Source organism: Mesorhizobium sp. 2RAF45 (genome assembly GCF_052115225.1).
GTDB classification, from domain to species: Bacteria; Pseudomonadota; Alphaproteobacteria; order Rhizobiales; family Rhizobiaceae; genus Mesorhizobium; species Mesorhizobium jarvisii.
On sequence record NZ_JBFRGG010000004.1, the window covers coordinates 347,944 to 372,136 of the forward strand.

Genomic DNA, 24,193 nt, shown 5'->3' on the forward strand with positions numbered 1-24,193 from the left:
GATGAACGCTCCAGGCAAGATCGGAGATTTCTACGACGTCGAGGCGATCCGCCGCGACTTCCCGATCCTGTCGCGCGAAGTCTATGGCAAACCGTTGGTCTACCTCGACAATGGCGCGTCGGCGCAGAAGCCGCAGGTGGTGCTGGACACGATCCAGCATGCCTATTCCCAGGAATACGCCAACGTCCATCGCGGCCTGCATTTCCTGTCCAACGCAGCGACCGATGCCTATGAAAAGGCGCGCGAGACGGTGCGCCGCTTCCTCAACGCGTCGAGCACCGACAACATCGTCTTCACCTCCAACACGACCTCGGCGATCAACACCGTCGCCTATGGCTATGGCATGCCCAATATCGGCGAGGGCGACGAGATCGTGCTGTCGATCATGGAGCACCACTCCAACATCGTTCCCTGGCATTTCATCCGCGAGCGGCAGGGCGCCAAGCTGGTCTGGGTGCCGGTCGACGATCTCGGCGTCTTCCACATTGAGGAGTTCGAGAAGCGGCTGACCGACCGCACCAAGCTGGTCGCCATCACGCAGATGTCGAATGCGCTGGGCACGGTGACGCCGATCAAGGAGATCGTGCGCATCGCGCACGCGCGTGGTATTCCCGTCCTTGTCGATGGCAGCCAGAGCGCCGTGCATATGCCGATCGACGTGCAGGATCTCGACTGCGACTTCTTCGTCTTCACCGGCCACAAGGTCTACGGTCCGTCTGGCATCGGCGTGCTCTACGGCAAGAAGGACATTCTCCAGGGCATGCGCCCCTTCATGGGCGGCGGGGAGATGATCGAGGAGGTGACGGAAGACATCGTCACCTACAACGAGCCGCCGCATCGTTTCGAGGCCGGCACGCCGCCGATCGTCCAGGCGATCGGGCTGGGTGCTGCCCTCGACTACATGGAAAAGATCGGCCGTGAGCGCATCGCGGCGCACGAGGAAGACCTCAAGACCTACGCGCATGAGCGGCTGCGCGCCATCAACTCGCTGCGCATCTTCGGCGATGCGCCTGGCAAGGGCGCCATCATCTCCTTCGAACTGCAAGGCATTCATGCCCATGACGTGTCGATGGTGATAGACAGGCAGGGCGTGGCAGTGCGGGCCGGCACCCATTGTGCCCAGCCGCTGTTGAAACGCTTTGGTGTAACCTCCACATGCAGGGCATCGTTCGGCATGTACAATACCAGGGCCGAAGTCGACGCTTTGGCCGAGGCGCTTGAAAAAGCGCGAAAGTTCTTTGGGTGATGACGACCATGGACGATGTGAGCACAACCGAAGAGACCGCGCCGGAAACGGCTGCAAATGGCATCGTATCGGCCTCGGCCATTCCCGCCGACGAACTGGCGCGGCTGACCGACGACATTGTGTCGGCGCTGAAGACGGTCTACGACCCGGAAATTCCGGCCGACATCTACGAGCTCGGCCTCGTCTACAAGATCGACATCGAGGACGACCGCTCGGTCAAGATCGACATGACGCTGACCGCGCCGGGCTGCCCGGTGGCCGGTGAAATGCCGGGCTGGGTCGAAAATGCCGTCGGCGCCGTCGAAGGCGTGTCCGGCGTCGAGGTCAACATGACCTTCGACCCGCCCTGGTCGCCCGACCGTATGTCGGAAGAAGCGCAGGTGGCGGTGGGGTGGTACTAGCGTCGAGCCTGGTACACTTGCGCCAGGGGTAAAACTTCACCATTTTAGGTGAGGAATCATTCGGCAGGCCTTGAACCTGCATGGAATGGAGAAGGAAAGAGAATGGGACGCTTCGCCGTCATCAAGATGACCGAAAAGGCCGCAGACCGGGTGCGCGAGATCGTGGCTACCCGTGACAACGCGCACGGCATCCGCCTCGGCATCAAGAAGGGCGGCTGCGCCGGCATGGAATATACGGTCGACCTGGTGACCGAGCCCAACACCAAGGACGATCACATCGAACGCGACGGCGCCCATGTCTATGTGGCGCCGGAGGCCGCGCTTTTCCTGTTCGGCACCGAGATGGATTTCGAGCAGACCACGCTGCGCACCGGCTTCACCTTCCACAACCCGAACCAGAGTTCGGCCTGCGGCTGCGGCGAGTCGGTCGAACTCAAGCCGGCCGACCTCAAGGCGCTGGCCGAAGCACGCGCTTCGGCCTGATCTTCCTTCGCCCCGTCTGCGGGGAGAAGGTGTCACGAAGTGACGGGTGAGGGGCAGCACTGGCCCCTCCAAGGTTGGCGCCGCCGCGGCTAGCCTCATCTTGTCCCCATAAACGGGGCGAAAGCCGCTAATCCACCCACATCCCCATCCGCTTGTGCCAGTCGGCGATCGATTCCTCGGGGTAGACGTCGAACGTCTTGTCGCCCTTGCCGATATCGGGTTCGACCCAGTTCGCCTTGTATTTCAGCATCAGATGCACCTTTTCAGGCGGCCTCGGCAGGTCGCTGTCGATGGCCGAGGTGAAGGGGTGCACCAACTCCGGCCATGTCGGGTCGTAAAGCCAGAGCGCCGACCCGCATTTACGGCAGAAATTGCGCTCGCCGGTCGAGACCTCGCAATGGGGATGCTCGTCATCATCGATCTCGGCGCGGTAGACGCCAAGGCTTCTCTTGCCCCTGATGTTCAGCGTTTCGTAGTCGGCGCCGAGATTGATGGCGAAACCGCCGCCGCCCTGCTGCTTGCGGCAGATCGAGCAGTAGCACAGCATGAACGGTACGGGCGTGTGGCTCTCCACCTCGAAACGCACGGCGTTGCAGCGGCAGGACCCCTTGAGCAGAAGCGGCATGACAAGAACTCCGACGGAATGGTCAACCTGTCAGCATGATTTTCGTTGCGCGATGACAATGTCAAATGCCGGTGACATGATTGCGGCATGGACAATGAACGCATCGCCGAACTGTTCTCAGGGCTAGGCCCGGTCAGCATTCGCCGGCTGTTCGGCGGGAAGGGCATCTATTTCGACGGCGTCATCGTCGCCATCGTGCTGAGGGGCGAGTTGCTGCTCAAGGCAGACGAGCAAAGCGCGCCCGATTTCGAAGCCGCGGGCTGCAAGCAATGGACCTATACCGGCAAGCGCCACGGCAAGCTGGTGGCGATGCCCTATTGGAGCATTCCCGACAGCGCCTTTGACGATCCCGATGAGATGACGGTGTGGGCGCGCCGCGCCTATGAGGCAGGGCGGCGCGCAGGCAAGTGAACTACAGGGCCTTGGCGATCTCGGCAGCCAGCCGCGCATTGTTTTCGACCAGCGCGATGTTGGTCTTGAGGCTGCGGCCGCCGGTCAACTCCAGGATTTTTCCCAGCAGGAACGGCGTCACCGCCTTGCCGGTCACGTTGAGCGCCTCGGCCGCCTTTTGCGCGGCGTCGATATAGCCCGCCATCTCTTCAGCAGGGATTTCGTGGTTTTCCGGCACCGGATTGGCGATCAACATGCCGCCACCCAAGCCCAGTGCCTGCCGAGTCCGGAAGAAATGCGCGATCTCTTCGGGCTTATAAAGGGTCAGCGGGGCGCGGAACGGCGACTGCCGCGACCAGAAGGCGGGCATGGTCTGGCAGCCATGGCCGACGACAGGCACGCCGCGCGTCTCCAGCACTTCCAGCGTCTTTTCGATGTCGAGGATCGCCTTGGCGCCGGCCGAGACGACGATGACCGGCGTGCGCGCCAATTCGTCGAGATCGGCGGAGATGTCGAAGCTCTTCTCGGCGCCCTTGTGCACGCCGCCAATGCCGCCGGTGGCGAACACTTTTATCCCGACCATTTCAGCCGCGATCATGGTGGCGGCGACTGTCGTGCCGCCCGTGCGCCCTTGCGCGACGGCAAAGCCGAGGTCGGCGCGCGACAGCTTCATGGCGTCACCGGTCATGGCCAGCGATTCGCGCTCGCCGTCGGACAGGCCGATCTTGATGCGGCCGCCAACCACGGCGATCGTCGCCGGTATGGCGCCGCCGTCGCTGATGATCTTCTCGACATTGGCCGCCATGGCGCCATTGTCGGGGTAGGGCATGCCATGGGTGATGATGGTGCTTTCCAGCGCCACAACCGGGCGCCCGGCGGCCAGGGCTTGCGCCACCGGTGCGTTGATGTCGATGAAGGGGCGGGCGGTTTCGGGGCTCATCTGGATCTCCAACTCGCGGTGCGGCGCATGCCGGCAACACAGCGGCACTATGAATTTGCCGGTCTCATGCCACTTCCTGCGCGTCCGGCACAAGTGCCAGCGCTTCCGCGAAGCTTGCCGCGGTAAAATCAGGGATGGCGTCGGCGCTTTCGATGGCCAGCGTCGCCGCCGCGACGCCTTCGCGCAAGGCCTGGCGCAGCGGCAGGCCGCGCAGCAAGGCTGCCACCGTCGCACCCGCCAGCGCGTCGCCGGCGCCGGTGACGTCGGCGACTTTTCTGGGGGCAGGCGGTTGGATCGAAAAAGCGCCTGTCTCGTCGAAACCCAGCACCGGCGCGCTGCCTGCCGTCACGACGCCGCTGGCAAGGCCGCTGCATCGCAACCCGTCGACGACGTCTCGCTCGGCGGCATTTGCATTGACGCCGGCCAGCGCGACGGCCTCGCGCCGGTTCATGAAGACCAGTGCCAGCGCGCCGAGCACCGGTATCAGCCGCACCACCTTGGCCGGCGAAATGGTAATGGCATAGACCGGCTTGCCGGCGGCAAGCGAAACCAGCCGCTCCAGTGCCGAAGACGGCAGATTGGCATCGCACAGTATGGCATCGGCGGCTGCGATCGCCTCGCGGACCTTGGAGCGCCTCATCTGCTTGGGAAACGCCAGATCGTACAGCGCCATGTCGGCGAAGCCGACGATCAACTCGCCCTCGCGATCGATCAGCGCCGTATAGCTCGGCGTCGTGCGGTCGAGGAAGACCGCCGACAGGTCTGCGATGCCTGCCTCGGCGATGGCTCGCGAAATGGTGTCGGCCCCGGCATCGCCGCCGCGCATCGACATCAGCGAGCCCGATACGCCGCGCCGCACCGTGCTGCGCAGCGCGTTGAACACGCCGCCGCCGACATCCTCGCGCATCGTGCCGGGATTGGACGCGGCCGGCACGTAGGCGCCGGACACCTGGCCACGCCGGTCGATATGGGCGCCGCCCACGGCCAGTATCTTTATGGATTTCACCATGCTGGCGATATGCCCTTTGTTATTGCGACTGCACAAGCGCTAGACTGCGCCGCAGACCTTCGCCAGCAAGATGGCGATTCGGCGGGTCGATACAATCGAGCAGTCTGGCCAATGCGGGGTGCATTCCTGCTCGATCTCTTGGTACGAAAAAAGAACAAATCCGGATATGACTTGTTTTTCAGATATTTGATCCCTCTTGCCAAACGAGAACAAAAAAGGTACAAAATGGCAGGGATTACGGATTGTCCGGCCTTCATTGACGACCAAGGGGTGATGTATCATGGCTCAGAATTCTTTGCGGCTTGTAGAGGATAAGGCAGTGGACAAATCAAAGGCTCTGGATGCGGCGCTGTCGCAAATCGAGCGGGCTTTCGGCAAGGGCTCGATCATGCGGCTCGGCGCGAACGAGCAGGTCGTCGAGATCGAAACGGTGCCGACCGGCTCGCTCGGCCTCGACATCGCGCTCGGCGTCGGTGGCCTGCCGCGCGGCCGCATCATCGAGATCTACGGGCCGGAAAGCTCGGGCAAGACGACGCTGGCGCTGCACACGGTGGCCGAAGCCCAGAAGAAGGGCGGCATCTGCGCCTTCGTCGACGCCGAACACGCGCTCGACCCGGTCTATGCCCGCAAGCTCGGCGTCGATCTTGAAAACCTGCTGATCTCGCAGCCCGACACCGGCGAGCAGGCGCTGGAGATCTGCGACACGCTGGTGCGTTCCGGCGCCATCGACGTGCTGGTGGTCGATTCGGTTGCGGCACTGACGCCGCGCGCCGAAATCGAGGGCGAGATGGGCGATTCGCTGCCCGGCCTGCAGGCCCGCCTGATGAGCCAGGCGCTGCGCAAGCTGACCGCCTCGATCTCGCGATCCAACACCATGGTCATCTTCATCAATCAGATCCGCATGAAGATCGGCGTCATGTTCGGTTCGCCCGAGACCACGACCGGCGGCAACGCGCTGAAATTCTACGCGTCGGTGCGCCTCGACATTCGACGCATCGGCTCGGTCAAGGACCGCGACGAGGTCGTCGGCAACCAGACCCGCGTCAAGGTGGTCAAGAACAAGCTGGCGCCGCCCTTCAAGGTGGTAGAGTTCGACATCATGTATGGCGAGGGCGTGTCCAAGACCGGCGAGCTGGTTGATCTCGGCGTCAAGGCCGGCGTGGTCGAGAAGTCCGGCGCCTGGTTCTCCTACAATTCGCAACGCCTCGGCCAGGGCCGCGAAAATGCAAAACTGTTCCTGCGCGACAATCCCGATACGGCACGCGAGATCGAACTGGCGCTCAGGCAGAATGCCGGGCTGATCGCCGAAAAGTTCCTCGAAAATGGCGGGTCTGAAGGCGGCGACGACGGTTTTGAGGACGAAGCCGGCGCGATGTAGGGCAACGGACAGAGTTCGGCCATAAAGTCGGCCTATGACCTGATGCTTAAGTAATCGAGTTCTTTAGTACCGCGTCCAAAACCGCCGGCCTTCGCGCCGGCGGTTTTCGTTTTTGGGGCCAATAGACTCCCAGGATTGGCCCAGTTCCGTGTTTCTGGACAGGCTGGAGCGTGCCCGCTAAAAGGCCAAGTCTATTTCTGGAAAGCAGACACCAGTTTCCGCCGGCCGCGCCGGCGGTTTTCGCGAAAAGGCAGCAGTCATGAGTGGCGTGAACGAGATCCGGTCGACCTTTCTCGACTATTTCCGCAAGGAGGGCCACGAGGTCGTGGCCTCGAGCCCGCTCGTGCCGCGCAACGATCCGACATTGATGTTCACCAATGCCGGCATGGTGCAGTTCAAGAACGTCTTCACCGGTCTGGAGAAGCGGTCCTATTCGCGCGCCACCACCGCCCAGAAGAGCGTTCGCGCCGGCGGCAAGCACAACGACCTCGACAATGTCGGCTACACCGCGCGCCACCTGACCTTCTTCGAAATGCTCGGCAATTTCTCCTTCGGCGATTACTTCAAGGAGCGTGCCATCGAGCTTGCCTGGAACCTGATCACCAAGGAGTTCGGGCTGAAGAAGGACAAGCTGCTGGTCACTGTCTATCACACCGACGATGAGGCGGCCGGCTTCTGGAAGAAGATCGCCGGCTTCTCGGATGATCGCATCATCCGCATCGCGACCTCGGATAATTTCTGGGCGATGGGCGACACCGGTCCCTGCGGGCCGTGCTCGGAAATCTTCATCGATCGCGGCGAGCACATCTGGGGCGGTCCTCCCGGCAGCCCCGAAGAGGATGGTGATCGCTTCCTCGAATTCTGGAACCTGGTGTTCATGCAATATGAACAGGTGACGAAGGAGGAGCGCATCGACCTGCCGCGCCCGTCGATCGACACCGGCATGGGGCTGGAGCGCATGGCCTCCATCCTGCAGGGCGTGGAAAGCGTTTTCGAAACCGACCTGTTCCGGCATTTGATCGATGCGGCGTCCTCCGCGCTCGGGCGCGCGCCTGACGCGGAAACGGTGGCCTCCTACCGCGTCATTGCCGATCATTTGCGCTCGTCGTCCTTCCTGGTCGCCGACGGCGTGCTGCCTTCGAACGAAGGCCGCGGCTATGTGCTGCGCCGCATCATGCGCCGCGCCATGCGCCACGCGCAGCTGCTCGGCGCGAACGAACCGCTGATGTGGAAGCTGGTGCCGGCTCTGGTGCGCGAGATGGGCCAGGCCTATCCCGAGCTGCTGCGCGGCGAACAGCTGATCACCGAGACGCTGAAGCTCGAGGAGACGCGCTTCCGCAAGACGCTGGTGCGCGGCCTCGGCCTGCTCTCCGAGGCGACGGAAACGCTGCATGCCGGCGACATGTTGGATGGCGAGACGGCTTTCAAGCTTTATGACACCTACGGTTTCCCGCTTGACCTGACGCAGGACGCGCTGCGCCAGCGCAACATCTCGGTCGATCTTGCCGGCTTCACCAATGCGATGGAGCAGCAGAAGGCCGAGGCGCGCAAGCATTGGACCGGGTCTGGCGAGGCCGCCACTGAGACGGTGTGGTTCTCCGTGCGCGAACAGACCGGCGCCACCGAATTCCTCGGCTACGAGACCGAGCAGGCGGAAGGCCTGATCCAGGCGCTGGTCAAGGACGGCAAGACCGTCGACAGCGCCGGAAAGGGCGATGCCGTTGCGGTGGTCGTCAACCAGACGCCTTTCTATGGCGAGTCCGGCGGCCAGATGGGCGACACCGGCATCATCTCCGGCGAAGGGTTCTCGATCGAGATCGCGGACACGCAGAAGAAGGCCGACGGGCTGTTCGTGCATCTGGGCAAGGTGGCGAGCGGCACGGTCAGGACCGGCGCCGCCGTCGAGCTCAAAGTCGACCATGCGCGCCGCACCAGGCTGCGGGCGAACCACTCCGCCACGCACCTGATCCACGAGGCGCTGCGCGAGGTGCTGGGCACTCATGTCGCGCAGAAGGGCTCGCTGGTCGCGCCCGAGCGTCTGCGCTTCGACATCTCGCACAACAAGCCGATCTCGGCCGAGGAACTCGAAGAGGTCGAGCGCATGGCCAACGAAATCGTCGTGCAGAACGGCCCGGTGACCACGCGCCTGATGTCGGTCGACGACGCGATTGCGGAAGGCGCCATGGCGCTGTTCGGCGAGAAGTATGGCGACGAGGTACGCGTCGTGTCGATGGGCACGGGCCTGCACGGCGCCAAGGCCAACCGGCCCTATTCGGTCGAACTCTGCGGCGGCACGCATGTCAGGGCGACCGGCGATATCGGCCTGGTCCGCGTCGTCTCCGACAGCGCGGTCGCCGCCGGCGTGCGCCGTATTGAGGCGCTGACCGGCGAGGCGGCCAGAAAACATCTCGACGAGCAGGATCGGCGTCTGAAGGCGGCGGCAGCCGTGCTGAAAATCTCGCCCGCCGACGTGCCGGCCCGCGTCGAGGCTTTGCTCGAAGAGCGCAAGAAGCTCGAGAAGGACCTGACCGAAGCGCGCAAGAAACTGGCGCTGGGCGGCGGCGCCGCGGCGGGTGCACCCTCGGAGAACGAGACGGTCGCGGGCGTTGGCTTCCTCGGCAAGGCGGTCTCCGGCGTCTCGCCGAAGGATCTGAAGCCGCTGGCCGATGCCGGCAAGACCTCGCTCGGCTCCGGCGTCGTCGTCTTTGTCGGTGCCGGCGAGGACAACAAGGCAAGCGTCGTCGTCGCCGTTACCGACGACCTCGTCGGCCGCTTCAGCGCCGTCGACCTGGTGCGCGTCGCCTCCGCCGCCTTGGGCGGGCAGGGCGGTGGCGGGCGGCCCGACATGGCCCAGGCCGGCGGCCCGGATGCCTCGAAGGCCAATGATGCGATCGCGGCTGTGAAGGCGGCGCTCGAAGCCGCCTGAAAGCCATGACATGAATGTTCTCGTCCTCGGTGGCTATGGGTTGATCGGGGACGCCGTCATTGGCCGTTTGCTTCGCGACGGTCATCATGTGACCGGTCTCGGCCGCGATGTTCAGGATGCCGGGCGGCGTCGGCCCGCGGTTCGCTGGATCGCGGCGGACATGTCGAAACTGCTTGCCGCCGAAGACTGGCTGCCGGTGGTTGCGGGCATGGACGCGGTGGTCAATGCGGCGGGCGCCTTGCAGGACGGCCCGCGCGACCGCCTCGACGCTGTTCATCGGGGCTCGGTGGTGGCACTCGTTGCTGCCTGCGAACAGGCCGGTGTTCACCGCTTTGCGCAGATCTCCGCGATCGGCGCCGATCTCGCTTCGGCAAATCCTTTCTTCAGCACCAAGGCGCAAGGCGACCAGGCCGTCGCAAGGGCCTGGTGATCGCGCCCGCCGCCTATGGCGGAACGGCACTTCTGCGTGCCCTTGCGACATTTCCGGGTTTTGTTCCGGCCGTCATGACGCGCCAGCCGATCCAGACCGTGGCGGTCACCGACGTTGCCGAAGCGGTGTCACGGGCGGTCGCCGGATCGCTGCCGCCCCGACTTGCCGTCGATCTCGTTGAAGCCAATGCCAGACCGCTCGCCGAGGTCTTGACCGCCTTGCGTGCGTGGCTTGGCCTGCAGCCCGCAAGAGTGGTGCCGATGCCTGCCATTCTCGGCCGGCTTGCGGGCGCGGTTGCCGATATGCTTGGCATTCTCGGCTGGCGGTCCCCGCTGCGCAGCGCAGCCCTTGCTGCCGTGGCGCGCGGCGTCACGGGCGACGCAGCGGCTTGGAACCGAATTTCCGGCCGTCCGCTTCAGCCGCTGGAAGCAACGCTGGCCGATATGTCCGCCAATGTCCAGGAACGATGGTTCGGCCGCCTCTGGCTGGCAAAGCCTGTCATCTTCGCTTGCCTGTCCTTGTTCTGGCTTGTTTCGGGTGTCGTCGGTCTGATCCGGCAAGAGGCAGCGGCGGATATCCTTGTTTCGCACGGCGTCTCGGCGAGCCTCGCTCACATCTTGGTTCTCGTCGGAAGTGCTGCGGATATCCTGGTTGGCGCGGCTGTCGTGGTTCGATCCCTGGCCCGGCACGCGCTGCTGGCGATGATTGCGATCACGCTGTCCTATCTGGCGGGCGCGACGCTCCTTGTCCCCGGCCTATGGCTCGATCCACTGGGACCGCTGGTCAAGACGATCCCGGCGCTTTGCCTAGTGCTGGTGGCGCTCGCGGTGCTCGACGAGCGATGAGCCTCTGGGCCGACATATTGCGCTGGGCGCATGTTATCGGCGCCACGGTTCTGTTCGGCACTGGCGCCGGCATCGCCTTCTTCATGCTAATGGCGCAACGCAGCGGACGCGCCGACCTCGTCGCCCATGTCGCGGGCACGGTCGTCATCGCCGACACGATTTTTACGGCGACCGCCGTCATCGTGCAGCCGATCACGGGCGTGCTGCTGGCTCAGGCACTGGGCTGGCCGCTCAACGAAGGCCGGATCGTTCTGTCCTTGCTGCTTTATGTCGTCACCGGCCTGTTCTGGCTGCCGGTCGTCTGGATTCAGATCCGGATCCGCAACCTGGCGCGGCAGGCCGCCATCGAAAACGCGCCGCTGCCCGCCGAAGAGAAACGCCTGTTTCGCATCTGGTTTGCTTGCGGCTTGCCGGCTTTCGCCGCCGTGCTTGCCATTCTCTGGCTGATGGTGACCCGGCCCGAGATAGGGTTTTAGCGCCGCCTTGGCTCTCAATCGGCCTTTTCGGTCATGGCAAAGGCTTGTCTGGCCGCGATGCGGTCCCACCAGGCCTGAATCTCGGGAAACTCGGCCAGCAGCTTCTGCCCGTCGGCAACCTTGAGGAAATATGCGATGATCGGCGCGGCATGCAGGTCGGCCAGTGTCACGTGATCGCCGAGCAGCCAAGGTCCGGGAGCCTTGAGTGAGGTGAGTACCCTGAGGACCGTTTGGGCCTGGCTCAGGCCGCTAGCGATCAGGGTCTCATCCGGCTCTGGCTTTTCGAGCCGCTCGACGGCAACGTCCCAGACCATGGCGCGGTAGCCATAAGCGTCGAGCATGCCCGTCATCTGGCCCATCCTGGCGCGGCCACGCGTATCGGCGGGCTGCAGCGCCGGACCGTCGAAAGCCTCATCGACATAGCGGGTAATCGCATTCGTCTCGAAAAGGCGAAAACCGTCATGCTCGAAAGCCGGGATGCGGCCGAACGGGTGATGTTCGAGATACCAGGCCGGGATGCCCTCGGCGGCGAAGATGTCGAGCGGCACGAGTTCGTAGTCGATGCCCTTCTCCTCCAGCGCCATCCGCGCGATGCGCACATAGACGCTGTAGTCCGCGCCATAGAGGATCGGCTTGGTCATGCTGTCAGCCCTTCGCTTTCGCTGGCCCAAAAAAGGCGAAGGCTCCTTTCGGAGCCTTCGGCATGTGTAAAGCTGGGTTCTTAGGCCATCGCCTTCTGCAAGTTCTCGTCGATCTTGTCGAGGAAGCCGGTGGTCGAGAGCCAGGGCTGGTCGGGGCCGATCAAGAGCGACAGGTCCTTGGTCATGAAGCCGGACTCCACGGTCTGGATGCAGACCTTTTCCAGCGTCTCGGCAAAACGCTTCAGCTCGGCATTGTCGTCGAGCTTGGCGCGGTGCGCCAGCCCGCGCGTCCAGGCGAAGATCGAGGCGATCGAATTGGTCGAGGTTTCCTCGCCCTTCTGGTGCTGGCGGTAGTGGCGGGTGACGGTGCCGTGCGCGGCTTCGGCTTCCACCGTCTTGCCGTCGGGCGTCATCAGCACCGAGGTCATCAGGCCGAGCGAGCCAAAGCCCTGCGCCACCGTGTCGGACTGCACGTCGCCGTCGTAGTTCTTGCAGGCCCAGACATAGCCGCCCGACCATTTCAGGCTCGAGGCCACCATGTCGTCGATCAGGCGGTGCTCGTACCACAGCTTCTTCGCCTTGAACTCGGCCTCGAATTCAGCCTCGTAGACTTCCTGGAAAATGTCCTTGAAGCGGCCGTCATAGGCCTTGAGGATGGTGTTCTTGGTCGACAGATAGACCGGATAGTTGCGCAGCAGGCCGTAATTCAGCGAGGCGCGGGCGAATTCGCGGATCGACTCGTCGAGATTGTACATGGCCATGGCGACGCCGGCGCCGGGCGCGTCGAACACGTCATGTTCGATCACCTTTCCGTCCTCGCCGACGAACTTGATCGTCAGCTTGCCCTTGCCGGGGAAGCGGAAATCGGTGGCGCGGTACTGGTCGCCGAAGGCGTGGCGGCCGACGATGATCGGCTTGGTCCAGCCCGGCACCAGGCGCGGCACGTTCTTCATGATGATCGGCTCGCGGAAGATGGTGCCGCCGAGGATGTTGCGGATGGTGCCGTTCGGCGACTTCCACATCTTCTTCAGCTTGAACTCCTCGACGCGCTGTTCGTCGGGGGTGATCGTCGCGCATTTCACGCCGACGCCGTATTTCTTGATGGCGTTGGCCGAATCGATGGTCACCTGGTCGTTGGTGGCGTCGCGATGCTCGATGCCGAGATCGTAATATTCGAGCTTGAGGTCGAGATAAGGGTGGATCAGCTTGTCCTTGATGAACTGCCAGATGATGCGGGTCATCTCGTCGCCGTCGAGTTCGACGACCGGGTTCGCCACCTTGATCTTCGCCATGGAAAGAATGCCTCGTTCAACAGTTGGGGGATGGCGGGTCGGCCCCGCCAGGATAGGGACTTCGCCTATAGCAAAGCGATCCGGGCGGCGCAAACCGGGGCAATGCGGAAGCAGGCCGCTGCTGGCGCAATTCCAGGAAAAGTGTGAAGCGGTTTTTCGTTCGAAATTGCCGCAAAACAAGGGGACGGAGCGGTTCGGCGTTTCCGCGAACGGTGAACCGATCCTGCAATCGTGAACAAAATCGATGCCGCACCGCCCATCGAGAGGCAGGCGGCATCGCCTTTGTTTCATGCTGCCGCACGCAGGCGGCAGGCGCGCTTATTGCAGCGGCGTGCCGCCAGGGCCGGGGAAGGCCGTGATCGGTGTGCCGTCGACCACGTTGCCGGAGATCATGTTGTTCTTGAACGACTGGACGGCGCCGCTGCCGGTGTTGCTGACCCCGCTGACATTGCCGAACACCGTCGAGGCGCCGAGAAAGGCGATGGCGCTGCCGGCGCCGCTGGCGGCGGCGCCGTTGGCGTTGACGCCGACGCCGGCATTGGAACTGATCGTGGTGTTGACGATCGTCGCGCGTACCGACGATGCCGCGGCGACGGACTTGACCGCCACTCCGTTGCCGGTGTTGCCGCTGACCAGGCTGTCGGTCAGTGCCATATTCATGGCAGAGGTGTTGCCGGTGCCGTCGACAAGAATGCCATTGGCGCTGTTGGTCAGTTCCACCCTGGACAGGATGGCATTGATGCCAATGGCGCCAGTCGTTTTGATGAGAATGGCGCCACCGGCCGCCTCGGCTATCCGCGTATTGATTATGTAGAGTTCGCTGGCACCGTTGGGAAGAAATTCGACGCCATTGCTGGTCACCCGCTCGATGTTGCAGTCCTCGATATGCAGTTGACCTTGGCCGGTCATCCGCACGCCGTCGAGTCCGGTGCCCGCGCCGTCTATGTCGAGACCGCGAAGATGCACGACGGAGCCGACAGGCGTGTTTATGATGATGCCGTTCACGAGCGCCGAAAGCACACCGCCTTCAGTCGTTCTGCAGTCGATGGTGATGGATTTGGTGATGGTGACCGCGCCAAATCCGCCCGGGTCCAGACAGTTGATCTCGCCGGCCGTCGCCGTCTTCGAGATGGCGCCGGCAAACGTCTTGCAAGGTGCCGTTCGGCTGCATGGATCGGCATCGTTGCCGACGCCGGAAACCCAGGTGCGGGTCGCTTGCGCGGAAGCCGGAGCAATCAGGAAGACTGATGCCAGAAGCAACACAGCGATTAAAAGGAAAAATCGTAAGACGTTCATTTGCCCCTCCTGACGTTTGGCCAACACCCGTGTCGGCCATTGAAAACCCGTGTCGAGACGCTTGGGGCATAGATAAATGACAGGAGCGTGCAAGACACGCTCCGTCTTCAAAATGCATTCTCCGATACAGCTTGACCCCAAGCGGTTTTGATATTGCAAATTCCTAAGATTATGTCACAGCGCCAGGCGCATCGCTGTATTTAGGTATACATATAGCTAATAGGTTATTTCTGTAACCGGCAGATGTTGCCGATAAGAAGAGTAAGGCCGGGCCATCAGGGAGTATAGGGTTGGATAGCTTGTCGTCGCAAGAGTGCCGCGATGCCCACATCTCCACCATCTCTTGAGAAGAAGGAGCACATGGCTCGTCTGCTTGTACGGGCGCGTGACAATTTGCTCGAGCCCGCCGATGGAGCGAATTTGGATTTCTCGCGCAAACACAGGGGTGGCGAGACAAGGCTATTTGTCGCCAGGTCACCGACAACTCTTCAAAAAGCCGTATCGATATGGCAGGACGCGGTGACCTCGTAGCGCAATCATCTGGAACACATGACCGGAACAGACTTTCAGCGTGGCCCCGGCGGTCCGGCGATCATCCTCGTCGAGCCGCAGCTCGGCGAGAACATCGGCATGGTCGCGCGCGCCATGGCCAATTTCGGCCTGTCGGAACTGCGTCTGGTCAATCCGCGAGACGGCTGGCCGAGCGAGAAGGCGCGCGCCGCCGCCAGCCGTGCCGACCATGTCATCGACGCCGTGAAGGTGTTCGACGATCTGGCCTCGGCGCTTGCCGACCTGAATTTCGTTTTCGCCACAACCGCCAGGCAGCGCGACGGCTTCAAGGCTGTGCGCGGGCCGGTGGAAGCGGGCAGGGTGCTGCGCGCCCGCCATGGCATGGGGCAGCGCACCGGCATCCTGTTCGGCCGCGAGCGCTTCGGTCTCTACAATGACGAGGTCGGGCTCGCCGACGAGATCGTCACCTTTCCCGTCGATCCCGATTTCTCCTCGCTCAACATCGCACAGGCCGCGCTGCTGATGTCTTATGAGTGGATGAAGTCCGGCCTCGAGCACGAGACCAAGACCAATTTCACCGGGCCGCAGATGAAGCCGGCCAGCAAGGAAGAACTGCACGGCCTTTTTGCCTATCTCGAAGGCGCATTGGAAGCGCGCGGCTATTTCCGGCCGGCGCCGAAGAAGCCCAAGATGGTCGACAATCTGCGCGCCGTGCTGACGCGCGCCGGCTTTGCCGAGCCGGAGCTGAAGGTGCTGCGCGGCATCATCTCCTCGCTTGACAGATTTTCGCCGGCAATGCCGCGCGGCGACGGCTCGCCGGGCGATGATCCAAGGCGGCTTCCGGCCGCCGCGCGCGCCGGCAAGGCAGAGGCAGATCGCCAGGCGCACAAGCCTATGGGTGACGATGAGGACACGCCGCCGCTGGGCGGCAAGGGAACCGACAATGACTGACCAGCCGATCCTGATGTTCGATTCCGGCGTCGGCGGGCTGACCGTGCTGCGCGAGGCGCGCGTGCTGATGCCGGACCGGCGCTTCGTCTATGTCGCGGACGATGCGGCCTTTCCCTTCGGCGCCTGGGAAGAACCGGCACTGCGCACCCACATACTCGAACTCTTCGCCAAATTGCTCGACCGGTTTGCGCCTGCGATTTCCGTCATTGCCTGCAACACCGCCTCGACGCTGGTGATCGATGCGCTGCGCGAGAGATTTCCCGGCCATCCCTTCGTCGGCACCGTGCCGGCGGTCAAGCCGGCGGCGGAGCGCACCCGCTCCGGTCTGGTCTCCGTGCTGGCAACGCCGGGTACGGTGAAGCGGCAATACACGCGCGACCTGATCAGCAAATGGGCGCAGAAATGCCATGTCCGCCTGGTTGGCAGCGACAGGCTGGCGGGACTTGCCGAAGTCTATATGCGCGAGGGCTTTGTCGACGAGGAAGCCGTGCGTGCCGAGATCGCGCCCTGTTTCATGGAACATGAGGGGCTCAGGACCGACATTGTCGTGCTGGCCTGCACGCACTATCCGTTCCTGGTCAACCGCATGCGCAAGACCGCGCCATGGCCGGTCGACTGGATCGATCCGGCCGAAGCGATCGCAAGGCGTGCCCTTTCGCTCTTGCCGCCCGTCGACGGGGCGCTGCCGCAAGGCGAGCCCGACATCGCCGTCTTCACGTCAGGCAAGGCGGATTTCGCCGTCGGCCGGCTGATGCAAGGCTTTGGACTGTCCGTGAGCTAATGCATGTCGCCCAAAAGTGACCTCGGTTTTGGCAAAACGACATGCATAAAATCAAGACCCAAGCGGCAGAACGCCAGCTGCTCAAACAGGTTCGAAGACGATGCTGCGTTGATCCGGATCGGCCGAGGCCAGCTTTAGCGTCACACCGTCGCCCTGCCTGAGACCGGAGGCCTTTACGGTGGCAACGACAGGCATGTCGGCAAGCTGAACGCGCACGCCATGGTCGACGAAGTCGGTGACGACGGCCTTGAACGTTTCCCCTTCGCGCCCCCTGAGCATCACCGCCTCGGCAAGGTCGATGGCCGCATGGTTGATTTGCGAAGCGCGGGCATCCCCACGTCCCATCACCTTCGGCAGTCCGGCGAACGCATCGGTGACAGCCTGCGGCACGGGCTGGTCGTTGGCGATAGCCAGCGCGCAGCGCACGACATAGCGATCGGCCAATCGCCTGAGTGGTGCGGTTGCATGGGCATAGGTCGCAGCCATCGCCTCATGCCAGGGAACGACACCCTCCTGGTAGGGCTGGTAGGACGCGCCATTGCCCGCGCGGCGGATTTCCAGCATCAACGCCGCCTGTTTCGGATCAGCCGGATCGAGTGTGTGCTGGTAGTCGCGCAGGCTGGTTGAGGCCGGCCAGGACAGACCGAGCGCCCGTGCCGCGTTGCGCAGTCTCTGCACCTTGGAAGCATCCGGCCCAGACATCACACGGAACAAGCCGGTCTTGTGCGCGAACATGGCGTCGGCGATCGCCATATTGGCGGCCAGTGAAAGCGCGGCGTTGTCTTGTTCGGATTGCAGGATCGGTCTGAACGAAAGCCGGAAGCTGCCATCGGCAAGCCTTTCCACCTCCTGCTCGGGCGGGTCGACGCGGGACGCGCCGCGACGCTCTTCGTTTGCCGCCATGCGCCGCGCCATTTCGGCGAAGTCGGCCGGAACGTCGGAAGCCTTTACGCTGTCATAGGCGAGCTTCGCGCGGCTTTGGATGATTGCCCGCTCCGCACCGTCCAACTTTACCGCGCCATCCTCAGCGACCCGAACGGTGAAGATCACGGCTGGACGTGGTCCGTCAGGCAACAGGCTCGCCGCGCCCTCGGCAATTGCCGGCGGATAGAGCCCTGCCTTGCCGTCCGGCAGGTACAGCGTCTCGCCTCGCGTCCAGGCTTCGCGATCCAGCGCGTCGCCGTCCTCGACGAACCATGCAACGTCGGCAATGGCATAATACAAGAGAAGATCGCCGCCGCTTGCCTCGATCCAGAACGCCTGGTCAAGATCGGTGGAGGCCGCCGGATCGAGCGTAACGAAGGGCATGTCCGTTCGATCGGCATGCTGGTTCGGCACGCGTCTGGCCGCCGCCTCCGCCGCGGCCATCACGTCAGCCGGAAATCCATCCGGCACGTGGAATTCGGTGCGGATTTTCGCCAGGCCGGTGGAGAGCGCTTGTGAGGGGTCTGTCAGAGACTTCATGCAGCCGTCCTACACCAGGGTTTCGGACACGGGAAGGCTGCCGACGAATTCGCCAAAGCTCGCTGCCTGACCGGCGGCGATCGGACGAGAAACGGGGCCATCGGCACTGGAACCGCCGCCGAAGAGCGGCGTTTCCCTGCCTGATAGCAAAGGAGAACCGCCATGCCAGCCACCTCGAAAGCCCAGCAGAAAGCCGCCGGCGCCGCACTCTCCGCCAAGCGCGGCGAGACGAAAAAGAGCGAGCTCAAAGGCGCTTCCAAAGGAATGTACGAATCCATGAGCGAAAAGCAGCTTGAGGAATTCGCCGAGACCAAGCGCAAGGGGCTGCCTGAAAAGAAGTCGAAAGACTGAGTGTCGTTCGTGAAACGCCGACCCAAGCAAACAAGGCCCGCAGCGGAACCGCGGGCCTTGTTTCTAGTGCAAAGTCCCTAGGCGGATGTTTTGCCTTACCAGCGATGGCAGCGCCGTATCCGCTCGACGATCACCCTGCGGTGGCCATGCCGCCACACCACCCTTTTCTTCACGATGATGCGGCAGACCTGTTTATGGCCGTGCCAATGGCGCGCCATGGCCGGTTCCGGCGCAACCGCCATCGATCCGGCCAATACCGCGGCACCGGCCAAGGTAAGGAAGAACTTCTTCATGCTGATTGGACTCCTCTAGCTCCGATCCCTTCCTGGTGCCGTTGGCGCAAACCTCCCGCCACATCCGGCATCGCTCAACGCCGGGAACGCTATAGGGTTGCGTTGCGCCGCGCCACTCACAAGCTTGACACCGGTTAAATCTCGGTTTAACCAGCCGCCAACGCCGGGCAGCGATGTCCGGTGTTTGTTTTGTATGCGCAAGACCGGTTGCCTTGGTTTCTGGTTTTGTTTGAACTGACGTGTCCCGTGGGTTTTCCGCCGCGTTGCGTGGGAAAACCCTGTCAGGTCTCGAAAACGGAGGCCAGAGGAGGGCGCGTTTCCTTCACCCGGACCATGAGGTGCCGGGTGTGTTGTTTTGAAAAGGGAATGCGATGAGCAAGCGCGAATCCGCGAAATACAAGATCGACCGTCGTCTCGGCGAAAATATCTGGGGCCGCCCGAAGTCCCCGGTCAACAAGCGTGAATACGGCCCCGGCCAGCACGGCCAGCGCCGCAAGGGCAAGCTTTCCGACTTCGGCCTGCAACTGCGCGCCAAGCAGAAGCTGAAGGGTCACTATGGCGACGTTTCGGAAAAGCAGTTCCGCAAGGTCTATGAAGAGGCCGACCGCCGCAAGGGCGACACCTCGGAGAACCTGATCGGCCTGCTCGAATCGCGTCTCGACGCGGTCGTCTACCGCGCCAAGTTCGTGCCGACCATTTTCGCGGCCCGTCAGTTCGTCAACCACGGCCACGTCAACGTCAACGGCAAGCGCGTCAACATCGGCTCGTACCGCTGCAAGCCGGGCGACGTCGTCGAAGTGCGCGAAAAGTCGAAGCAGTTGGTCATCGTCCTGGAATCGGTCGGCCTCGCCGAGCGCGACGTACCGGACTACATCGAAGCCGACCACAACAAGATGGTCGCGACCTTCTCGCGCATCCCTGGCCTGGCGGACGTTCCGTTCGCGGTCCAGATGGAGCCGAACCTGGTCGTCGAATTCTATTCGCGCTAAGCGAACGCTTTTTAGCGATACCGAAAAGGCCGCCCTCGAGGCGGCCTTTTTGTTTGGCGCATCCGCTTTGCCGTTTCGATTTTCCGGCCAATGCGCTAATCCGGGCGGACATTACATTCCGGGGCCGCCGCGCCATGAACATGCTGCCAGACATCGAGACGCTTGAGCCGACCGCCGAAGGCGGCTCCCACCCGCTGTTCGCCGATGTGCCATCCTCGGTCGAGTTCAACAAATTGCGCAAGCGGCTGCTGCGGCTGACCCGCCAGGCGATCGAGGATTTCGCGATGGTGGAGCCGGGACAGCGCTGGCTGGTCGCGCTGTCGGGCGGCAAGGATTCCTACGGCCTGCTTGCCTTGCTGCTCGACCTCAAATGGCGCGGGCTGCTGCCGGTCGAATTGCTGGCCTGCAATCTCGATCAGGGCCAGCCGAATTTCCCCAAGCACATCCTGCCCGACTATCTCAACGCCAACGGAATTGCCCACCGCATCGAGTACCAGGACACCTATTCGGTGGTCACCGACAAGCTGCCGCAAGGCAGCACCTATTGCTCGCTCTGTTCACGGCTGCGGCGCGGCCATCTCTACCGCATCGCGCGCGAGGAGGGGTGCTCGGCACTGGTGCTCGGCCATCATCGCGAGGACATTCTCGAAACCTTTTTCATGAACTTGTTCCATGGCGGCCGTCTCGCCGCCATGCCGCCAAAGCTGCTCAACGACGAAGGCGACGTCATGGTGCTGCGGCCGCTGAGCTATTGCGCCGAGATCGACCTCGAAAAATTCGCCGCGGCGATGCGGTTCCCGATCATTCCTTGCGACCTCTGCGGCAGCCAGGAAGGTCTCCAGCGCAACGCCATGAAGGCGATGCTGGAGGACATCGAAAAGCGCATGCCCGGCCGCAAGGACACCATGATCCGCGCCCTGTCCAACACCAGGCCGTCGCATCTGCTCGACAGGAAACTGTTCGATTTCGCCGCCCTGAACCAGACCCTCATCACAGGACAAGACGCATCCGATGACATTTGACGACAACGCGATCGACTGGCTGGCCAACCTGCTGGCCGAGGCCGCCGACACCGAAATCATGCCCCGCTTCCGCCGGCTGGGCGATGGCGACGTCAGGCAGAAGACCTCAGCCGCCGATCTGGTGACGGAAGCGGACGTCAACGCCGAGCGGCTGATCACCGCCAGGCTGCGCCAGCGTTATCCCTCGGCCATGGTTGTCGGCGAGGAAGCCTGTTCCGACGACCCGACGCTGCTCGATGGCCTGGGCGACGCCGATCTGGCCTTCGTCATCGACCCGGTCGACGGCACCTTCAATTTCGCCTCCGGCGTGCCGCTGTTCGGCGTCATGCTCGGCGTCGTGGTCAAGGGCGAGACGGTCGCCGGCATCATCCATGATCCGGTCGGCAAGGACTGGCTGATCGGCGCCAAGGGTGCGGGCAGTCATATCCGCCATGCGCATGGTACGCTGGAGACAGTGCGGGTTGCGGCGAGCGCGCCGATCTCGCAGATGACCGGCGCGGTTTCCTGGCAGTACATGGCCGAGCCCGACCGCACGCGGCTGGCCTGCAACCAGACCAAGACGCTGTCGCAGTTCAACTACCGCTGCGCCGCCCACGAATACCGCTTGCTGGCGAGCGGCCATGGCCATTTCGTCGTCTACAACAAGCTGATGCCATGGGATCATCTGGCCGGCGTGCTGATCCATGCGGAGGCCGGCGGCCATGCCGCGCGCTTCGACGGCACAGCCTATCTGCCGTCGCATGTCGGCGGCGGCCTGCTGGTCGCCCCCGATCCTGAAAGCTGGCAGGAGTTGCGCCGAGAGCTGTGGGCTGGGTAGGATCCAGAGGCCGGCGCTTGACCGTGCGCGGCCCAAGAGTTGGTGCTTTCGCGGAGGCCCTCGGATGAAACCTCGGTTCGCAATTTTCGCGGCGGCTCTCGCTGCCGTCTTGTTTGCAAGCGCCAACACGGCAATCGCGCAAGAGCGCCCCTGCCACAGCACCGATCCGGTCGACACCCTCAAAGAGATGTCGGAGGCTATCTATGCCTGCTGGATGCCGCCAGCGGGAACCGCGGGCATGTCGCTGACGCTGCAGTTCTCGCTGCGCCGCAACGGCACGCTGATCGGCAAGCCTCGCGCCACCTATTCGGATCTGGGGACCAATCCGCAACTCAGCCGGGCCTTCGTGGCATCCATCCTCAAGGCGCTCGACGATGCGCTGCCATTGCCCTTTTCGGACAGTATGGGCGGTGCAATCGCCGGGCGCATGCTTGCGCCTCGATTCACGGCGGCACTTGTAGGTGCATCCTGACGCACGTGGTCTAATGCAGGTCGGTGACATGCCCTGAAATGGGTGGATTGTGCGGCTGGAACATCTTGCCGCGCTCAGCGATGAGGATCATCAGCAGCGCCGCGACCGAGACGCTGCAGAATCCGGCGGCAAGCGGCGTCACCGTGCCGTTGAAAGCCTGGCCGATCAGCGTGCCGAGAATGCCGCCGAGAAACGTCTGCATGAAACCCAGTATGGACGATGCCGTGCCGGCCAGTTGGCCGAGCGGCTCCATCGCCAATGCGTTGAAATTGGCGCCAAGCGCACCGAAGGGAAGCATGGCGCTGGCAAAGAAGGTGATGAACAGCCAGAGCGGCATCTTGATTTCCAGCGAAACCACCAGCCAGGCCAGGCTGATGACCAGAAACAAAAGCAGCGCGCTCTGCGACAGCCGGCGCATGCCGATGCGGCCGACAAGCCGCGAGTTCAGGAAATTGGAGAAGGCGAGCACGCCGGCGACCCCGGCGAAGATGACCGGGAACATCTCGCCGACGTTGAAGATGCCGACATAGATCTGCTGCGCCGAGGCGATGAAGCCGAACATGGCGGCGAAGATGAAAGTGCTGGCAAAGGCGTAGCAGAGCGCGATGCGGTTGGTGAGCACGATGCGGAATCCGCCGAGGACGGAGGAAACCGTCAGTTGCCGGCGATATTCGGGCCGCAGCGTTTCAGGCAGGCGCAGCAGCGACCATGCCGACACGATCAGCGCGCCGACGGCCATGGTAACGAAGATATAGTGCCAGGTTGCGAACAGCATGATGAACTGGCCGATGCCCGGCGCAATGACCGGTATGGCCATGAACACCATGAAGATCAGCGACATCACCTCCGCCATGCGCCGGCCTTCGAACGTATCGCGCACGATCGAGACCGCGATGACGCGCGTGGCCGCCGCGCCGATGCCTTGCACGGCGCGGCACATCAACAGCGTTTCAAAGCTTGGCGCGATGGCGGCGGCGGCGGCTGCCGCCACATAGATGATCAGCCCGGCGACGAGCGGCGAGCGGCGGCCGAACCGGTCGGAGATCGGCCCGAAGAACAGCTGGCCGCCACCAAAACCCAGAATGTAGGCGGTGACCACATATTGCCGGTGGTTTTCATTCTCGACGCCGAGCGAGGCGCCGATCTGCTGCAGCGCCGGCAGCATGATGTCGATGGCCAGCGAATTCAGCGCCATCAGCGCCGCGCACAGCGCAATGAACTCCCAGCGCGGAATAGGCAGTTTGCTTGCCGATTGCGGCGCTGTTGATTGCTGGTCCACGGCAAGTCCGATCTCTCAAACGAAAACGCGCCGGCGGGCCGGCGCATTGGCTCGTCTTGGTCCCGATACCGGGACATAAAGATTGCCGAGGTGGGGCTGCCCCGGTGTTCAATGCAGTCGTTACGACATGCCCAAAATCAGGCGGCGCCTTTGACGCCGACGCCCTTTTCGACCAGGAAGGTCTGCAACTCGCCGGCCTGGAACATCTCGCGGACAATATCGCAGCCGCCGACGAATTCGCCCTTGACGTAGAGCTGCGGGATCGTCGGCCAGTTGGAATAGTCCTTGATGCCCTGGCGCAGTTCAGCCGAATCCAGGACATTCACGCCTTTGTAGTCGGCGCCGATATAGTCGAGGATCTGGACGACCTGTCCGGAAAAACCGCACTGCGGAAAACCGGGCGTGCCCTTCATGAAAAGCACGACGTCGTTGCCCTTCACTTCATTGTCGATGTAGTCGTTGATACCGCTCATGGAATATCCTTTCACGCCTGTGGGAGTCAGGCTCGAAGCATGTCTTTCAAATAAACCCATAGGTTGCCCGAAACAAGACATTAGCCGCGCCATGGCCGAAATGGCGCAAAGGATGGGCGGGTTTGGGCCAAGCGGGTGTTGGCCGGAACGGCCTCAGTCGGGAACGCTGGTCTGCAGCGCAAGTGCGTGCAGCACGCCGCCCATATTGCCCTTCAGCGCATCATAGACCATCTGGTGCTGCTGGACGCGGCTTTTTCCCCGAAAGCTCTCGGCGACGACTTCAGCCGCATAGTGGTCGCCGTCGCCGGCGAGGTCCCGGATCGTCACCTTGGCGTCCGGAATGCCGTCCTTGATCAGTTTTTCGATGTCGTGGGCATCCATTGCCATTGCAGAATTCCTATTTCGGGCGGGCG

Annotated in this window: 27 protein-coding genes; 16 read left to right on the forward strand and 11 right to left on the reverse strand. The window is 63.1% G+C overall.

From position 1 onward, the window contains the following. Position 1: 1 nt before the first annotated feature. The 3 genes from AB4Z43_RS14665 to sufA all read left to right on the forward strand — a co-directional run bounded on the left by AB4Z43_RS14665 (position 2) and on the right by sufA (position 2,130). Entirely contained in the window at positions 2 to 1,246 is a 1,245-nt protein-coding gene (locus tag AB4Z43_RS14665) for a cysteine desulfurase (RefSeq protein ID WP_064983522.1), read from the forward strand. A gap of 8 nt (positions 1,247 to 1,254) precedes the next feature. Further along, positions 1,255 to 1,647 (forward strand): SUF system Fe-S cluster assembly protein, encoded by a 393-nt coding sequence (locus AB4Z43_RS14670; protein WP_027046765.1) that lies wholly within the window; start codon positions 1,255 to 1,257, stop codon positions 1,645 to 1,647. Between the two features lie 102 nt (positions 1,648 to 1,749). Next, positions 1,750 to 2,130: a Fe-S cluster assembly scaffold SufA gene (gene sufA / locus AB4Z43_RS14675; protein WP_441938064.1), complete on the forward strand. Its 381-nt coding sequence runs from the start codon at positions 1,750 to 1,752 to the stop codon at positions 2,128 to 2,130. A gap of 127 nt (positions 2,131 to 2,257) precedes the next feature. Here sufA and AB4Z43_RS14680 read toward each other — a convergent pair whose 3' ends face one another. Then, a complete protein-coding gene (locus tag AB4Z43_RS14680) occupies positions 2,258 to 2,755 on the reverse strand; it encodes a GFA family protein (RefSeq protein WP_441938066.1) in 498 nt (165 codons plus the stop codon). Between the two features lie 87 nt (positions 2,756 to 2,842). Here AB4Z43_RS14680 and AB4Z43_RS14685 point away from each other — a divergent pair, with 87 nt between their 5' ends. Continuing rightward, the gene (locus AB4Z43_RS14685; protein ID WP_140888592.1) at positions 2,843 to 3,166 is read left to right on the forward strand and encodes a TfoX/Sxy family protein; all 324 of its coding nucleotides are present in this window, start codon (positions 2,843 to 2,845) and stop codon (positions 3,164 to 3,166) included. A 1-nt stretch (position 3,167) separates the two neighbouring features. Here the strand turns inward: AB4Z43_RS14685 and AB4Z43_RS14690 are convergent, their stop codons facing one another. After that, positions 3,168 to 4,085, reverse strand: a complete 918-nt coding sequence (locus AB4Z43_RS14690) for a pseudouridine-5'-phosphate glycosidase (protein ID WP_441938068.1) — start codon at positions 4,083 to 4,085, stop codon at positions 3,168 to 3,170. Positions 4,086 to 4,149: 64 nt separating this feature from the next. Continuing rightward, the gene (locus AB4Z43_RS14695; RefSeq protein WP_441938070.1) at positions 4,150 to 5,094 is read right to left on the reverse strand and encodes a carbohydrate kinase family protein; all 945 of its coding nucleotides are present in this window, start codon (positions 5,092 to 5,094) and stop codon (positions 4,150 to 4,152) included. Positions 5,095 to 5,374: 280 nt separating this feature from the next. On the opposite strand from AB4Z43_RS14695, the gene recA reads away from it, so the two are divergent. The 5 genes from recA (at position 5,375) to AB4Z43_RS14720 (ending at position 11,149) form a co-directional block, all read left to right on the forward strand. After that, complete coding sequence (gene recA, locus AB4Z43_RS14700; RefSeq protein WP_010909075.1) at positions 5,375 to 6,472, forward strand: recombinase RecA; 1,098 nt, start codon at positions 5,375 to 5,377, stop codon at positions 6,470 to 6,472. Positions 6,473 to 6,731: 259 nt separating this feature from the next. After that, positions 6,732 to 9,398, forward strand: a complete 2,667-nt coding sequence (alaS, locus tag AB4Z43_RS14705) for an alanine--tRNA ligase (RefSeq protein WP_019857764.1) — start codon at positions 6,732 to 6,734, stop codon at positions 9,396 to 9,398. 10 nt (positions 9,399 to 9,408) lie between these two features. Beyond that, positions 9,409 to 9,828 (forward strand): NAD(P)H-binding protein, encoded by a 420-nt coding sequence (locus AB4Z43_RS14710; RefSeq protein ID WP_441938073.1) that lies wholly within the window; start codon positions 9,409 to 9,411, stop codon positions 9,826 to 9,828. Further along, complete coding sequence (locus tag AB4Z43_RS14715; RefSeq protein ID WP_441938075.1) at positions 9,825 to 10,673, forward strand: SDR family oxidoreductase; 849 nt, start codon at positions 9,825 to 9,827, stop codon at positions 10,671 to 10,673. The genes AB4Z43_RS14710 and AB4Z43_RS14715 overlap by 4 nt, the downstream gene beginning before the upstream one ends. Then, complete coding sequence (locus tag AB4Z43_RS14720) at positions 10,670 to 11,149, forward strand: DUF2269 family protein (protein ID WP_441938077.1); 480 nt, start codon at positions 10,670 to 10,672, stop codon at positions 11,147 to 11,149. The genes AB4Z43_RS14715 and AB4Z43_RS14720 overlap by 4 nt, the downstream gene beginning before the upstream one ends. Positions 11,150 to 11,163: 14 nt before the next feature. On the opposite strand, the gene AB4Z43_RS14725 is transcribed toward AB4Z43_RS14720, so the two are convergent. The 3 genes from AB4Z43_RS14725 to AB4Z43_RS14735 form a co-directional block, all read right to left on the reverse strand. Continuing rightward, on the reverse strand, positions 11,164 to 11,790 hold the full coding sequence (locus tag AB4Z43_RS14725) for a glutathione S-transferase family protein (RefSeq protein ID WP_019857768.1): 627 nt from the start codon (positions 11,788 to 11,790) through the stop codon (positions 11,164 to 11,166). Between the two features lie 80 nt (positions 11,791 to 11,870). Then, on the reverse strand, positions 11,871 to 13,082 hold the full coding sequence (locus tag AB4Z43_RS14730; RefSeq protein ID WP_038646407.1) for an NADP-dependent isocitrate dehydrogenase: 1,212 nt from the start codon (positions 13,080 to 13,082) through the stop codon (positions 11,871 to 11,873). 318 nt (positions 13,083 to 13,400) lie between these two features. Next, positions 13,401 to 14,378, reverse strand: a complete 978-nt coding sequence (locus AB4Z43_RS14735; protein ID WP_441938079.1) for a right-handed parallel beta-helix repeat-containing protein — start codon at positions 14,376 to 14,378, stop codon at positions 13,401 to 13,403. A 549-nt stretch (positions 14,379 to 14,927) separates the two neighbouring features. On the opposite strand from AB4Z43_RS14735, the gene AB4Z43_RS14740 reads away from it, so the two are divergent. Continuing rightward, positions 14,928 to 15,839, forward strand: a complete 912-nt coding sequence (locus AB4Z43_RS14740) for an RNA methyltransferase (protein ID WP_441938081.1) — start codon at positions 14,928 to 14,930, stop codon at positions 15,837 to 15,839. After that, positions 15,832 to 16,620 (forward strand): glutamate racemase, encoded by a 789-nt coding sequence (gene murI / locus AB4Z43_RS14745; RefSeq protein WP_064982745.1) that lies wholly within the window; start codon positions 15,832 to 15,834, stop codon positions 16,618 to 16,620. Before AB4Z43_RS14740 ends, murI begins: the two co-directional genes overlap by 8 nt. 81 nt (positions 16,621 to 16,701) lie before the next feature. On the opposite strand, the gene AB4Z43_RS14750 is transcribed toward murI, so the two are convergent. Further along, entirely contained in the window at positions 16,702 to 18,084 is a 1,383-nt protein-coding gene (locus AB4Z43_RS14750) for an RNB domain-containing ribonuclease (protein ID WP_202360117.1), read from the reverse strand. A gap of 162 nt (positions 18,085 to 18,246) precedes the next feature. Between AB4Z43_RS14750 and AB4Z43_RS14755 the strand changes: the two genes are divergently transcribed. Then, positions 18,247 to 18,435: a DUF3008 family protein gene (locus AB4Z43_RS14755; RefSeq protein WP_010909084.1), complete on the forward strand. Its 189-nt coding sequence runs from the start codon at positions 18,247 to 18,249 to the stop codon at positions 18,433 to 18,435. Positions 18,436 to 18,530: 95 nt separating this feature from the next. On the opposite strand, the gene AB4Z43_RS14760 is transcribed toward AB4Z43_RS14755, so the two are convergent. Continuing rightward, positions 18,531 to 18,728 carry a hypothetical protein gene (locus AB4Z43_RS14760; protein WP_027042433.1) on the reverse strand — a complete coding sequence of 66 codons (198 nt, stop codon included), beginning with the start codon at positions 18,726 to 18,728 and terminating at the stop codon, positions 18,531 to 18,533. Positions 18,729 to 19,099: 371 nt separating this feature from the next. Between AB4Z43_RS14760 and rpsD the strand changes: the two genes are divergently transcribed. The 4 genes from rpsD (at position 19,100) to AB4Z43_RS14780 (ending at position 22,028) form a co-directional block, all read left to right on the forward strand. Further along, the gene (rpsD, locus tag AB4Z43_RS14765; protein ID WP_013895883.1) at positions 19,100 to 19,717 is read left to right on the forward strand and encodes a 30S ribosomal protein S4; all 618 of its coding nucleotides are present in this window, start codon (positions 19,100 to 19,102) and stop codon (positions 19,715 to 19,717) included. Between the two features lie 134 nt (positions 19,718 to 19,851). After that, positions 19,852 to 20,739: a tRNA 2-thiocytidine(32) synthetase TtcA gene (ttcA, locus tag AB4Z43_RS14770; RefSeq protein ID WP_038652570.1), complete on the forward strand. Its 888-nt coding sequence runs from the start codon at positions 19,852 to 19,854 to the stop codon at positions 20,737 to 20,739. Then, the gene (locus AB4Z43_RS14775) at positions 20,729 to 21,556 is read left to right on the forward strand and encodes an inositol monophosphatase family protein (protein ID WP_019857776.1); all 828 of its coding nucleotides are present in this window, start codon (positions 20,729 to 20,731) and stop codon (positions 21,554 to 21,556) included. The genes ttcA and AB4Z43_RS14775 overlap by 11 nt, the downstream gene beginning before the upstream one ends. Before the next feature lie 64 nt (positions 21,557 to 21,620). Then, the gene (locus AB4Z43_RS14780) at positions 21,621 to 22,028 is read left to right on the forward strand and encodes a hypothetical protein (RefSeq protein ID WP_019857777.1); all 408 of its coding nucleotides are present in this window, start codon (positions 21,621 to 21,623) and stop codon (positions 22,026 to 22,028) included. 10 nt (positions 22,029 to 22,038) lie between these two features. On the opposite strand, the gene AB4Z43_RS14785 is transcribed toward AB4Z43_RS14780, so the two are convergent. The 3 genes from AB4Z43_RS14785 to AB4Z43_RS14795 all read right to left on the reverse strand — a co-directional run bounded on the left by AB4Z43_RS14785 (position 22,039) and on the right by AB4Z43_RS14795 (position 24,167). After that, positions 22,039 to 23,307, reverse strand: coding sequence for a multidrug effflux MFS transporter (locus tag AB4Z43_RS14785; RefSeq protein WP_019857778.1), 1,269 nt, complete (start codon positions 23,305 to 23,307; stop codon positions 22,039 to 22,041). A 137-nt stretch (positions 23,308 to 23,444) separates the two neighbouring features. After that, a complete protein-coding gene (gene grxD / locus AB4Z43_RS14790; RefSeq protein WP_019857779.1) occupies positions 23,445 to 23,780 on the reverse strand; it encodes a Grx4 family monothiol glutaredoxin in 336 nt (111 codons plus the stop codon). Between the two features lie 153 nt (positions 23,781 to 23,933). Continuing rightward, positions 23,934 to 24,167, reverse strand: a complete 234-nt coding sequence (locus tag AB4Z43_RS14795) for a BolA/IbaG family iron-sulfur metabolism protein (RefSeq protein ID WP_010909092.1) — start codon at positions 24,165 to 24,167, stop codon at positions 23,934 to 23,936. Positions 24,168 to 24,193: the final 26 nt, after the last annotated feature.